Raw genomic sequence first — 11,927 nt, forward strand, 5'->3', positions numbered from 1 at the left:
CCTTCACAGCTTCGGGACCGCATGACCGACAGACCGATCGACCGCCTCCTCGCCGTCATGGCAGCGCTTCGGCATCCCGAGACCGGGTGCCCGTGGGATCGCGAGCAGGATTTCGCCACCATCGCTCCCTATACGGTCGAGGAGGCCTATGAGGTTGCGGACGCGATCGGAAAAGGCGATGCGGACGCGCTGCGCGACGAGCTGGGCGACCTGCTGTTCCAGGTGGTCTATCACGCGCGGATGGCCGAGGAGCGCGGGTGGTTCGGCTTCGAGGAGGTGGCCGCCGGGATCGCCGAGAAGATGATCCGCCGGCATCCGCATGTGTTCGGCGAGGCCGCGGCGCGGGACCAGGCGGCGCAGACCCGGGCCTGGGAGGCGGACAAGGCGCGCGAGCGGGCGGCACGGGCGGAGAGCGGCGTGCTGGATGGCATCGCCTCGACGCTGCCGGCGTTGATGCGGGCGCGGAAACTCGCGGCGCGGGCGGCGCGGGTCGGCTTCGACTGGCCGGATGCGGATTCGGTGCTCGACAAGCTCGACGAGGAGACGGCGGAGCTGCGCGCCGAGCTGGCGGGGGCGGATCCGGCGCGGATCGAGGACGAGCTGGGGGACATGTTCTTCGTGATGGTCAATCTCGCCCGCAAGCTCGGCTGCGATGGCGAGCAGGCGCTGGCGCGGGCGAATGCGAAGTTCGAGCGCCGGTTCCGCGCGGTGGAGGCCAGGCTCGCCGCCGCCGGGACGACGCCGGAGGCGGCCGGGCTCGCCGAGATGGAAGCGCTCTGGCAGGCGGTGAAGCGGGAGGGCTAGAGCATCATCCGATCAGATGGAGTCATCTGATCGGATAAAGATGCTCTAATTATCAATATCATAGAGCACTACATCCGATCCGGATGGATCGGATGGTGCTCTAGGGCATCATCCGATCCGTTCGGATCGGAACGTGCTCTAGCCGTAGAGCGCGTCGCGCAGGCGGTGCCAGGTGTCGCGGTCGGTGGCGGCGATGAGGCCGCCATCGATGTCGGCCGGGCGCCAGGCCTCGCCATCCGGCCGGCGGACATGGCCGCCGGCTTCCTCGACGATCAGCGTGCCGGCGGCGTGGTCCCACGGCAGGGTGCGGCGGGAGACCGAGGCGTGCATGTGGCCGGAGGCCATGGCGCGGTAGGTGGCGGCGGCGCAGCGCAGGTTGGGCGTCTGCCCGAGGGCGGCGAGGCTGCCGAGCACGCGGGATTTTTCGGCCCGCGCCATGTATTGCCAGGAGACCGAGGCGATCATCTGCGCGAGCGGCGCCGGGGCGGCGACGCGCAGGGGCAGCCATTCGGCTGAATCGGACGCGCCGCGGAGCAGGAAGGCGCCGCCGCCGCTTGTGGCGAGCATGGTGTCGTCGCGCAGCGGGTCGTGGATCAGCCCGGCGATGGTTCGATTGTCCTCGACCAGGGCGATCATCAGGCCGAACAGCGGCAGGCCGGCGGCGTAGTTCTGGGTGCCATCGATCGGGTCGATGACGAAGACGGGACCGGGGCCGGCGACCGCGCCGAGCAGGGCGGGATCGGCGGCGACGGATTCTTCGCCGATCACCGCGACATCGGGGAACAGGGCGCGCAGGCCTTCGGTGAGGGCGCGCTCGGCCGCCTCGTCGGCCACCGTGACGGGGTCGAGCGGGCCGGACTTGGTGCGCAGGTCGGCCGGGCCGATATGGCCGAAGCGGGGCATCACGATCGTGCGCGCGACGTCGCGCAGCAGCGCCGCGATGGCGGAAAGGTCGGTTCTGTCAGGCATCATGGGCTGGAATCCGTGGCGGTGGGTCAGGGGACCGGGGCGTGCAGCGCGGCTTCGTGATCGCGCTCGAAACGGGCGCGGTCCTCGGGGCGGAGCCGGACCTCGATGGCGATGGCGTCCTCGCCATCCGCGCGGGAGATCACCTCGCCATGGCGGTAGAGCCAGGCGAGGCCGGCGCCGTCGGCCGGCGCGAGCCAGTAGGTCGCGACCTGCATGGCGCCGGCGAGCCGGGCATCGATCGTGGCGCGCAGCGTGTCGAGATTCTCGCCGGACAGCGCCGAGACGGCGATGGCGGAAGCGCCCGGCAGGTCGCGCGCGGCGGGATCGAGCAGGTCGATCTTGTTCATCACCTCGATGCAGCGGGACGACCAGCCCTCGTCGATCATGCCCGAGCGGGCCATGCCGTCGAGCACGGAGACGACGTCGGCGCGCTGGGCGGCGCTGTCGGGGTGGGCGCAGTCGCGGACATGGAGGATGATGTCGGCGGCGGCGACCTCTTCGAGGGTGGCGCGGAAGGCGGCGACGAGTTCGGTCGGCAGGTCGGAGATGAAGCCCACCGTGTCCGACAGGATGGCCTGGCGGCCGGAGGGCAGGACGATGAGGCGCATCGTCGGGTCGAGGGTGGCGAAAAGCTGGTCCTGCGCGTGGACGGTGGCCCCGGTGAGCGCGTTGAACAGCGTGGATTTGCCGGCATTGGTGTAGCCGACCAGGGCGACGACCGGATAGGGCACGCGGTTGCGCGCGGCGCGGTGCAGGGCGCGGGTGCGGCGGACCTCGTCGAGTTCACGGCGGAGGCGGGCGATGCGGTCGGTGATCAGGCGGCGGTCCGCCTCGATCTGGGTTTCGCCGGGGCCACCGAGGAAGCCGAAGCCGCCGCGCTGGCGCTCCAGATGGGTCCAGGAGCGGACGAGACGGGAACGCTGGTAGGCGAGATGCGCGAGTTCGACCTGCAACACGCCCTCGGCGGTGCGGGCGCGCTCACCGAAAATGTCGAGGATCAGGCCGGTGCGGTCGATGACCTTGCACTTCCAGGCGCGTTCGAGATTGCGCTGCTGCACCGGGCTGAGCGTGGAATCGACCACCGCGACGCCGATCTCGGCCTCGGCGATGGACTCGCCGATCCGCCGCACCTGGCCCTCGCCGAACAGGGTGGCGGGGCGGTGCGCGCGGATCTGCACGATTTCGTCATGGGCGATGACGAGGCCGATCGAGGCGGTGAGTCCGATCGCCTCGGCGAGGCGGGCCTCGGCCTCGCGCGGGCCGTTGCGCCCGCCATGTTCCCAAGGCAGCAGGACGGCGGCGCGGGTGGGCGCGGCCTGGGTGGGTATGCTCAACCCGGCCTACCCGGCGTCGCGGTCGGGGTCGCCGGCGCGGCCGAGGCTGAGCGTGGAGCCGCCCGCCGGTGCGGCGCCCTCGGCCTTGGTCGCGTCGAAGAGCTGGATCGGCGCGCCCGGCATCACGGTCGAGATCGCGTGCTTGTAGACGAGCTGGGTGTGCCCGTCGCGGCGGAGGAGGACGGAGAAATTGTCGAACCAGGTGATCACACCCTGGAGCTTCACGCCGTTCACCAGGAACACGGTGACCGGGGTCTTGCTCTTGCGAACGTGATTGAGGAAGACATCCTGCACGTTCTGCGATTTTTCGTTGGCCACGTCTGGAGTCCTTTTTTTCTTGCCGGGCATGGCGGTTGCCATGGCGTGGGTGCATCGGGTCATGGCATCGGGCCGGAACCCGCTGCCGCATGTTCGGCCCCGCCCGTTCGGAGAGCCCGCAAACGGATGCCGCAGGCGGAGATATAGCTCGCCGGGGCGCCGAAACCAATCGGAAGCGCCCGGCATGGGATAAAAAAACGCTTGTGGCGGGTGCATCACACACCCGCCACCATCACAGGGCGCGGCCGGTGGGCCGGCGGAGATCAGGCGCTGGCGCGCCGCATGGCGGCCGGCGCGGTCCAGAACAGGGCTTGGGCGGTCAGCGTCAGCACCAGTTCGGCGCCGGCGCGGGGCAGGCGGATGCCGGCGTTGCCGCTTGTCCAGACTCCGGCATCGCCGCCCGCGCGCGGCAGGCGGCCGGGTGCTGGGATCGCGGTTTCGAGGTCGAGCGCCGCGCCGTCCAGCGCGAGGCCGGCAACCGACAGGCCGAGGCGGCGGCGGTCGGTGGAGACCGGGTCGACCTCGGCGGGGACGAAGGTGCCGGCGAGGAGTTCGAATTCGGTCGCGTTCGCGGGCAGGGCGAAGCGGAACATGCCGGGCCTTTCCTCGCTGGCCTCGATGATCAGGTCGCCATGGCGGAGCGCGGGGCGGACGCGGACCAGGGCGAAGCCCTGCGCGGCGCGGCGCGCGGCGAGGCGGGCGCGGATCGCGGCCAGGGCGTCGCCGCCGGTGACCAGCGGGGCGCAGCCTTCGGCCTCGCGCCGGGCCTGCATCAGGTCGGGGTGCAGGGTGATCGGTTCGCCGGCGTTCTCGAACAGGCCGCGATGGCCGGTATCGAGGAAGCTTTCCGCCGGCGCGCCCTCGGCCAGCAGGACGTCGTGCCGGTCGAGCTCGACATGGAAATAGGTGACGCGGGAAATTCGGCGGTCGGGTGCGATCATGGTGCCGTCGACCAGATCCTTCGCCTGGACCAGCACGCCGTCGAGGAACAGGGCGTGGTCGGGCGAGACCACGAGGTCGCGCGCGGGGACGCCATCGGCCAGCGCGCCGGCGGCGATGCGGACCGGGCGGACCAGTTCGGGGCGCGGATGGCGGCTGAGGTCGAGCGTGCGGCGGCCGATCCAGACCACGCGGCGTTCGGCGCCGGCGGCGGTGAGGACTGTATCGCCGGCCCGCAAGGATTCGACCGGGGTCTCGCCGGCCGGGGTGCGGATCTGCGTGCCGGCGGCGAAGCAGGGGTTGATGTCGCTGCCCGTGGTGATGGTGAAGGCGTATCCGCCGGACTCGGACGGAGGGCCGGGTTCGGCCGAGGAGTCGCCGAAATCGCCAAGGCCGACCGAGATGGTCAGCGTGCCGGTGGAAGGGATGCTGCCGAACAGGGACTGCTCGATCGCGTTGATGAACGGCGCGAGTGACGTATTCAGTGTCGGTCCGTACTCGAGGTTGATGAGGGGACTGTCGGTGATGATCAGACCATCCGAGGCGTAAATCCTGAAATCCTGGCTCACGGCGAGGCTGGCGATATTTTGGAACGTCATGACATCGCTCGGCGCCGAGGGCGAGGTGTCGAAATTGGAGAAGTCGGTCGTGGCATCGGCCAGGACGATCGTGTCGTTCGGTCCGAAATGCTGGATGTTGCCGCCCAGTTCGATCGCGGTGACGGCCGTCGTGATCCCCACGAGGGTTACGGAAAGGGCGGACGGCTCAATGACGAGATCGGTCGGGGCCGACCCCGTCGTTGGAAATGAAAAGTTGCTGGTCAGCGATGCATTGAGAATCAGCGTATCACCAGAAGGTATTGTCACATCGGACATGCCGCTCTCCCGCGTTCAAATATGTCTGAAATTTGAAATATTCTGACGCGATGATAAGCAACGACAACAAGAGATTCAATTTTTTTAATGCTTCAGCCGACGCGAATTTAACGTTATGTTATCTTATGATGCGAATGAATTCATAAAATGAAACCGCCTCCCAGAACGCGGGACTCGCGATAGACGACGCAGGCCTGGCCGGGGGCGGCGAGAGCGGGGGTGTCGAGGGTGACGAGGTTGCGGGCGATGTCGATCTCGGCGGGGTGCGGCGTCTCGCCGGCGCGGAGCTTGACGCTGGCGCGGAACGGGGCGGCGGGCGGATCGATCAGCCAGTTCGGCTCGGCGATCCGCACCTCGCGACCGCCGGCGCCGCGGGGGCCGACGACGATGCGGCGGCGGGCGGCGTCGATCCGGGTGACGACATGGCCGGAGGCGGCGCCGAGGCGCTTGGCCTGGCCCACGGTGTAGCGGGCGATACCCTGGTGACGGTCGAGCACGGCGCCGTCCTCGGTGACGATCTCGCCGGGAGCGGCGGCATCGGGGCGGAGCTTCGCGACGATGTCGGCATAGGTGCCGGAGGGGACGAAGCAGATGTCCTGGCTGTCCGGCTTTTCGGCGACGGGCAGGTTCATCCGCGCGGCCTCGGCGCGGACGGCGTCCTTGTCCGGCATGGTGCCGAGGGGGAAGCGGGAGAATGCGAGCTGGTCGCGCGTTGTGGCGAAGAGGAACCAGGACTGGTCGCGCCGTGCATCGACCGCGCGGTGAAGCTCCGCTCCCTCCGGCCCGTCCTCGCGGCGGACATAGTGGCCGGTGGCCAGCGCCTCGGCGCCGAGATCGCGGGCGAGGCCGAGCAGGTCGCCGAACTTGAGGTGCTGGTTGCAGCGCACGCAGGGGACCGGGGTGCGGCCATCGGCATAGGCATCGGCGAAATCGCCGATCACCGCGTTGCGGAAGGCGGCCTCGGCGTCGATCACGTAATGGGCGATGCCGAGACGGTCGGCGACGTTGCGGGCGTCGTGAATGTCCTGCCCGGCGCAGCAGGCCCCCTTGCGGCCGGTGGCCGCGCCGTGATCGTAGAGCTGGAGGGTGACGCCGATCACCTCGTGCCCGGCCTCGTGCATCAGCCCGGCGACGACCGAACTGTCCACCCCGCCGGACATGGCGACGACGACGCGCACGATCTCAGCCGTTCTGCGCGTTCCGCACGCCGGCGGGCAGCTTCACGACGAGCCCGTCCAGCGCCGGGGACATCACGATCTGGCAGCCGAGGCGGGAGGTCTTTTCCAGGCCGAAGGCGAGGTCCAGCATGTCCTCCTCGTCTTCCGAGGCGGCGGCGAGCTTCGCGAACCAGTCGGGATCGACGATGACATGGCAGGTCGAGCAGGCGAGCGAACCCTCGCAGGCGCCCTCGATGTCGATCCCGTGCTTGTGGGCGATTTCGAGCACCGACAGGCCGGACGGCGCGTCCACCGTCCGGCGCGTGCCGTCGCGCTCGATGAAAGTCATGTTCGGCATTTGAAACCCTTGAAACCGTTGCGTGGTGGAAGGCGCGCGCCGTTCCGCCGCCGTTCACGCTGCCGAGGTAGAGACATGCGCGGATTTGCGCAAGGCGCGGGCGGCAAGACGCCGATATGCGGCGAGGAAACGGGCGGGCGCGTCGTCCGGCGCGTTCCAGGACAACGAGACGCGGATGGCGTTGCCGGCGAGATCGCCGAGGCCCATGGCGGCGAGAACGTGGCTGCTGGCGACCTTGCCGGAGGAGCAGGCCGAGCCGGCGGAGACGCGGATGCCGTCGAGATCGAGCGCGATGACCTGGGCTTCGGCGGCAAGGCCGGGCAGGACGACGCAGGTCGTGTTCGGCAAACGCGGGGCCCCGGCGCCGGCGATGCGGGCGCCGCAGTCGCGCGCGCCGGCCTCGATCGCATCGCGCAGGGCGGCGAGGCGCGGATCGGGGCATGTGGTTGCGTGGGCGGCGTCGAGGGCGGCGGCGAAGCCGGCGATGCCGGGCAGGTTGTGCGTGCCGCCACGGCGGCCGCGCTCCTGCCCGCCGCCGCGGATCAGCGGCGCGAAGGCGGACGCGGCCTCGGGCGCGAGCAGCAGGGCGCCCACCCCTTTCGGGCCGCCGAGCTTGTGCGCGGAGATCGCGACGCTGGACGCCCCCTGGGCGAGATAATCGGGATCGGCGACGCGGCCGGCGGCCTGCACGGCATCGACATGCAGGCGCGTGCCCTGCGCGGCGCAGAGGGCGGTGATGGCGGCGATGTCGTTCAGCACGCCGGTTTCGTTGTTCGCCGCCATGACGCAGGCGAGTGCCGGGCGGTGCGCGGCCAGCAGGGCGGCGAAGCGGGCCTGGTCGAGCCGGCCGGCGGCATCGACCGGGGCGATGAGGGCGGCGGGGGCGGCGGCGCGCACGGCATCGTGCTCGGTGGCGCCGATCACGATGGCGCCGCCGCCGGCGAGGCCGTGGATCGCCATCGCGTTCGCCTCGGTCGCGCCCGCGCAGAAGACGACGTCTTCCGGCCGGGCGCCGAGGCGTGCGGCAAGGGCGGCGCGGGCGGATTCGAGCAGCTTGCGCGCGGCCCTGCCATCGGCGTGGACGGAGGCCGGATTGCCGACGAGATCGAAGGCGGCGAGCACCGCCTCGCGGGCTTCGGGGCGCAGCGCCTCGGTCGCGTTGGCGTCGAGGTAGAGGCCCGGCTCAGCCCCGGGCAACGGGCTCGTCATGGTCGGTTTCGCGCGGCCCGGCACGATCCGGTTCGCGCCGTTCGGCATGCTCCGTTTCGCGCCGTTCGGCGCGGGCCATGCGGGCCTCGAGGTCGGTCAGTTCGGTGCGCAGCCGCTCGATCTCGCCCAGCAGCGGGTCGAGGCAGGGGTCGCAGGGCGTGCCGTAGGGGTCGAAGCGGGGCTTGGGCGGGCGGGTCGCCGAGCCGCGCTCGACCGGGCGGGCGGGGATGCCGACCACCGTGGTGTTCGCCGGCACGTCGGCCACCACCACGGCGTTGGCGCCGATGCGGGCGTTCTCGCCGATCAGGATGTTGCCCAGCACCTTGGCGCCGGCGCCGATGATGACGTTGTTCGCAACCGAGGGATGGCGCTTGCCGCGCTCGCTCGACGTGCCGCCGAGCGTGACCTGATGGTAGAGATAGACATCGTCGCCCACTACCGCGGTTTCGCCGATGACCACGCCCATGCCGTGATCGATCATGCAGCGGCGGCCGATCGTTGCCCCCGGATGGATCTCGATGCCCGTCGCCATGCGGGCGAGATGGGAGATGAACCGCCCGGCCAGGCGCAGCCGGCGCTGCCAGAACCAGTGCGCGACGCGGTGCAGCAGGACGGCATGCAGGCCCGGATAGCACAGCAGGACCTCGAGATCCGAACGGGCAGCGGGGTCGCGCTGGCGATAGGCCCGGATGGTCTCACGCAAAAACATGCGGCTCATGCGACATTTCCGTGGAAAATTTCAATCCTATCCACTAATTGTGGATGCCTCCGGCGAGATGTGGCGCTGCGGAGCCGGATTGAAAGCACAGGGAGAAACATTTTTGGCAAGGGCCCGGCCCGGCGAACACGGCGGAATGGCACGGCCCTCCGCTGGCTCTTTGGACTGCCGCATTGAACGGGCCAGACGCGAATCACACGGTTCATCCTTACGAGAGACAATGATTGTCACGTTCAGGAGAGTAGGTATGCAGACCGGACCGGTCAATAATGCGCGGATTATGCCTATATATAGTGGTAGCCTAGTCCGATTTCCCGGATCCGGCGGCACCTGAACGGATTCGCCGAGCGGCCGGGGGGCCGCGTTGACCGGAACCTTCGATATCCGCCCATCCCCGATATCGGATGACCTGACGATCGAGTGAGAAAGACCAGACAAGACCATGCCTGAAGTTATGTTTGCCGGGCCGGACGGCCGACTTGAAGGACGCTATCATCACGCCAAGGACCGCGGCGCGCCGCTTGCCCTCGTGCTGCACCCGCACCCGCTGCATGGCGGGACGATGAACAACCGCATCACCTACACGATGTATCAGGTGTTCCAGCGCCTCGGCTTCTCGGTGATGCGGTTCAATTTCCGCGGCGTCGGCCGCAGCCAGGGCAGTTATGACGGCGGGATGGGCGAGATCAACGACGCCGCCGCCGCGCTCGACTGGATGCAGGCGCTGAACCCGGGACATGGCGGGCTGTGGATTTCCGGCTATTCGTTCGGCGCCTTCGTCGGCATGCAGCTGCTGATGCGCCGGCCGGAAGTGTCGGGCTGGATCAGCGTCGCTCCGCCGGCGGCGCATTACGATTTCGGCTTCCTCGCCCCCTGCCCTTGCGGCGGCCTGATGATCCACGGCGACGCCGACGAGCTGGTGCCCGAGATTTCGGTGCGCAAGCTGGTGGATAAGCTGAACACGCAGAAGGGTGTCGCCGTCGATTACCGCGTGCTGGAGGGCGCCGATCACGTGTTCGCCAACCATGCCGACGCGATCGGCCAGGCGGTGGAGGCCTATGTCAGCGGCGAGATCGCCCGCAAGCACATGGCGCTGGCCGCCGACTGAGCCCCTGACCGCGACGCAGTCCGCAACGCCCGGCCCCGCGAGGGACCGGGCGTTTTTCATGGGGCGCCGGAAGCCGGCCCCGAATCGGCGACATGAAGTTCGATTCCGAGCGTGCCGATCAGCGCGGCGATCGGCGGCGGCGGCGGCTGGTCGGTATAGAGGGCGGAAACCTGCGCGAGCGTGCCGATCCGCACCATCGCCGGGCGGCCGAATTTCGAATGGTCGGTCACCAGCACGACACGGCGGGCATTGCGGATGATCGCCTGCGAACAGATCACCTCGTCCATGTCGAAATCGTAGAGCGCGCCGTCGGCATCGATGCCGGAGACGCCGATAATGCCGATATCGACGCGGAACCGGTCGAACATGTCGCGGGTGGCCTGGCCGGTGATGCCGCCATCGCGGTTGCGCACCATGCCGCCGGCGACGATGACGCGGAAATCGGTGTCCTCGCTCATGATCCGAGCGACGTTGAGGTTGTTGGTAATCACCGAAAGGTCGTGATGGCCGAGCAGGGCGCGGGCCACCTGCTCCGTTGTCGAACCGATATTGATGAAGAGCGAGGCGTGTTCGGGAATGTCCGCCGCCACCATGTCGGCGATGCGCTGCTTCGCCTCGAGATGCACGACGCGGCGGCGCTGGTATTCCATGTTCTCGACGCTGGAGGGCAGGCCGGCGCCGCCGCGATAGCGGCTGAGCTTGCCGTCCGCCGCGAGGGCATTGAGATCCCGGCGGATGGTCTGCACCGTCACGTCGAAATGGCGGGCCAGCGCCTCGATGGTCTGAAATCCGTTCGAGCCGACCAGGGCGACGATTTCGGCCCGCCGGCTGATGGATGCGGAATTGTCCGACACGCGCTTCCCCCTGTTTCAGGCGCGATGCCGGCCGGCCGGCTTTCGCTTGCGAACATCATTGGAGCACGGCGGATCAAAACGCAACCATCGTCCCGCATCCAGCACTTTGCGATCCTGAAGGATCGGATGTCGTGCCTTATCATATTGACAATCAGAGCGGCGGTTCACGGAGACAAAAAAACCCGGCGGACAGTGCCGCCGGGTCGATTTCGTCCGGAGAACCGGAAGCAGGGCGGCGGTCAGTCGCCCTTCTTGCTCCGGGGCGAGCCGGAAGCGGGCGCCTGGCTCGCGGGCTTGGTGCCGAGACCGATCTTCTTGGCAAGGTTGGAGCGCTGCTTCGCATAGGCGGGCGCGACCATCGGATAGTCGTTCGCAAGGCCCCAGCGTTCACGATACTGTTCAGGCGTCAGGTTATAGGCCGACTTCAGATGACGGCGAAGCATCTTGAGCTTCTTTCCGTCTTCGAGACAGATAATGTAGTCGTTGAAGACTGACTTCTTCGGATTGACAGCCGGTTCCAGCGGCGGCGGCGGTTCCTCGACTGGCTGCTCGGTGCCGCTGAGGCTCTGATAGACATCCCGGATGAGCGCCGGCAGCATTTCGGCGGAAACCGAATTGTGCGATACATGCGCCGACACGATCTGCGCCGTCAGTTGAAGGAGTTGCTGGTTATCCTGGCTCTCCGGCATGATTTGTCCTTTTATGAAGTCAAAAACAATGTTGAACTTCCGGCTGATTTGGAACATTTCCGGATGAATTGCAAGAATTTGCCGCAAAAAATCGTCCGAAAGGAGCAGGGTATCTGCTCAACCCGGTAGGGGGGCGATGGGCAGTGATGCTCCGGTGACGGCGTTTTTGATAGCGGTGTAGGCATCAAGGCCGTGCCGCGCGGCGGTCCCGACGACGGATCGGACGTTGGCGAAGAAATCGGCGCCCCAGTTGGATCGGAACCCTCCGGTGACCTTGCGATATGTCGCGGTAGGCCGGAGTTCGCGCTCGGAGCCGTTGTTGTCCGCGGCGATATCCGGGTGGTCGAGGAAGGTGAAGAGATGATCACGAACCTTGCCGTATCGTCGGCGCAATCGTCTGCCGTGGTGGTTGATCGGGGCGAGCGCCATGACGGCGTCGAGATCATGGTCGAGGCGCCGCCGCCAGGCGCGTCTTGTAGCGTCCGCGAGCGTGCGATGGCGCCGCGCCAGCACGACGGCGCGGAGCAGCAGGGCCTTCATTCTGGGTGCGAAGATCGTATCACCCGCCTCGATCGCGAATTTGCAGTCCCGGAGT

At 68.3% G+C, this 11,927-nt stretch carries 13 protein-coding genes; 2 read left to right on the forward strand and 11 right to left on the reverse strand.

Annotated features, from left to right (window positions below; translation table 11 throughout):
• The first annotated feature begins 21 nt into the window (after positions 1-21).
• Positions 22-804 (forward strand): nucleoside triphosphate pyrophosphohydrolase, encoded by a 783-nt coding sequence (gene mazG / locus RT91_RS10825; RefSeq protein ID WP_011942470.1) that lies wholly within the window; start codon positions 22-24, stop codon positions 802-804.
• 138 nt (positions 805-942) lie between these two features.
• Here mazG and RT91_RS10830 read toward each other — a convergent pair whose 3' ends face one another.
• The 8 genes from RT91_RS10830 to cysE all read right to left on the reverse strand — a co-directional run bounded on the left by RT91_RS10830 (position 943) and on the right by cysE (position 8,681).
• Positions 943-1,773 (reverse strand): inositol monophosphatase family protein, encoded by an 831-nt coding sequence (locus RT91_RS10830; RefSeq protein WP_231844327.1) that lies wholly within the window; start codon positions 1,771-1,773, stop codon positions 943-945.
• A 26-nt stretch (positions 1,774-1,799) separates the two neighbouring features.
• Positions 1,800-3,107: a GTPase HflX gene (hflX, locus tag RT91_RS10835; RefSeq protein ID WP_007423554.1), complete on the reverse strand. Its 1,308-nt coding sequence runs from the start codon at positions 3,105-3,107 to the stop codon at positions 1,800-1,802.
• Between the two features lie 6 nt (positions 3,108-3,113).
• Positions 3,114-3,425, reverse strand: coding sequence for an RNA chaperone Hfq (gene hfq / locus RT91_RS10840; protein ID WP_007423553.1), 312 nt, complete (start codon positions 3,423-3,425; stop codon positions 3,114-3,116).
• Positions 3,426-3,688: 263 nt separating this feature from the next.
• Positions 3,689-5,239, reverse strand: a complete 1,551-nt coding sequence (locus tag RT91_RS10845; protein ID WP_082468584.1) for a Hint domain-containing protein — start codon at positions 5,237-5,239, stop codon at positions 3,689-3,691.
• A gap of 140 nt (positions 5,240-5,379) precedes the next feature.
• Positions 5,380-6,417: a tRNA 2-thiouridine(34) synthase MnmA gene (mnmA, locus tag RT91_RS10850; protein ID WP_035187244.1), complete on the reverse strand. Its 1,038-nt coding sequence runs from the start codon at positions 6,415-6,417 to the stop codon at positions 5,380-5,382.
• Positions 6,418-6,421: 4 nt separating this feature from the next.
• Positions 6,422-6,754 (reverse strand): ferredoxin family 2Fe-2S iron-sulfur cluster binding protein, encoded by a 333-nt coding sequence (locus RT91_RS10855; protein ID WP_007423728.1) that lies wholly within the window; start codon positions 6,752-6,754, stop codon positions 6,422-6,424.
• Between the two features lie 54 nt (positions 6,755-6,808).
• Positions 6,809-7,963 (reverse strand): cysteine desulfurase family protein, encoded by a 1,155-nt coding sequence (locus tag RT91_RS10860; RefSeq protein ID WP_051788251.1) that lies wholly within the window; start codon positions 7,961-7,963, stop codon positions 6,809-6,811.
• The gene (gene cysE / locus RT91_RS10865) at positions 7,938-8,681 is read right to left on the reverse strand and encodes a serine O-acetyltransferase (RefSeq protein ID WP_035187245.1); all 744 of its coding nucleotides are present in this window, start codon (positions 8,679-8,681) and stop codon (positions 7,938-7,940) included. The genes RT91_RS10860 and cysE overlap by 26 nt, the downstream gene beginning before the upstream one ends.
• 442 nt (positions 8,682-9,123) lie before the next feature.
• Between cysE and RT91_RS10870 the strand changes: the two genes are divergently transcribed.
• Positions 9,124-9,789 carry an alpha/beta hydrolase gene (locus tag RT91_RS10870; RefSeq protein ID WP_011942475.1) on the forward strand — a complete coding sequence of 222 codons (666 nt, stop codon included), beginning with the start codon at positions 9,124-9,126 and terminating at the stop codon, positions 9,787-9,789.
• A gap of 56 nt (positions 9,790-9,845) precedes the next feature.
• Here RT91_RS10870 and RT91_RS10875 read toward each other — a convergent pair whose 3' ends face one another.
• The 3 genes from RT91_RS10875 to RT91_RS10885 form a co-directional block, all read right to left on the reverse strand.
• Positions 9,846-10,643 (reverse strand): DeoR/GlpR family DNA-binding transcription regulator, encoded by a 798-nt coding sequence (locus tag RT91_RS10875; protein WP_007422904.1) that lies wholly within the window; start codon positions 10,641-10,643, stop codon positions 9,846-9,848.
• Positions 10,644-10,882: 239 nt separating this feature from the next.
• Positions 10,883-11,332 (reverse strand): MucR family transcriptional regulator, encoded by a 450-nt coding sequence (locus tag RT91_RS10880; RefSeq protein ID WP_011942476.1) that lies wholly within the window; start codon positions 11,330-11,332, stop codon positions 10,883-10,885.
• 117 nt (positions 11,333-11,449) lie between these two features.
• Positions 11,450-11,927 (reverse strand): transposase (locus RT91_RS10885; RefSeq protein WP_035187248.1); only part of this gene is annotated, 478 nt, incomplete at its 5' end.

Origin of the sequence: Acidiphilium sp. JA12-A1, assembly GCF_000724705.2 — a bacterium.
Classification (GTDB): domain Bacteria; phylum Pseudomonadota; class Alphaproteobacteria; order Acetobacterales; family Acetobacteraceae; genus Acidiphilium; species Acidiphilium multivorum.

Excerpts from the sequence above, each read along its gene's own strand:
- mazG (WP_011942470.1), top strand. The coding sequence starts at position 22 with ATGACCGACAGACCGATCGACCGCCTCCTCGCCGTCATGGCAGCGCTT.
- RT91_RS10830 (WP_231844327.1), bottom strand. The coding sequence starts at position 1,773 with ATGCCTGACAGAACCGACCTTTCCGCCATCGCGGCGCTGCTGCGCGAC.
- RT91_RS10845 (WP_082468584.1), bottom strand. The coding sequence starts at position 5,239 with ATGTCCGATGTGACAATACCTTCTGGTGATACGCTGATTCTCAATGCA.
- RT91_RS10855 (WP_007423728.1), bottom strand. The coding sequence starts at position 6,754 with ATGCCGAACATGACTTTCATCGAGCGCGACGGCACGCGCCGGACGGTG.
- RT91_RS10860 (WP_051788251.1), bottom strand. The coding sequence starts at position 7,963 with ATGACGAGCCCGTTGCCCGGGGCTGAGCCGGGCCTCTACCTCGACGCC.
- cysE (WP_035187245.1), bottom strand. The coding sequence starts at position 8,681 with ATGAGCCGCATGTTTTTGCGTGAGACCATCCGGGCCTATCGCCAGCGC.
- RT91_RS10870 (WP_011942475.1), top strand. The coding sequence starts at position 9,124 with ATGCCTGAAGTTATGTTTGCCGGGCCGGACGGCCGACTTGAAGGACGC.
- RT91_RS10880 (WP_011942476.1), bottom strand. The coding sequence starts at position 11,332 with ATGCCGGAGAGCCAGGATAACCAGCAACTCCTTCAACTGACGGCGCAG.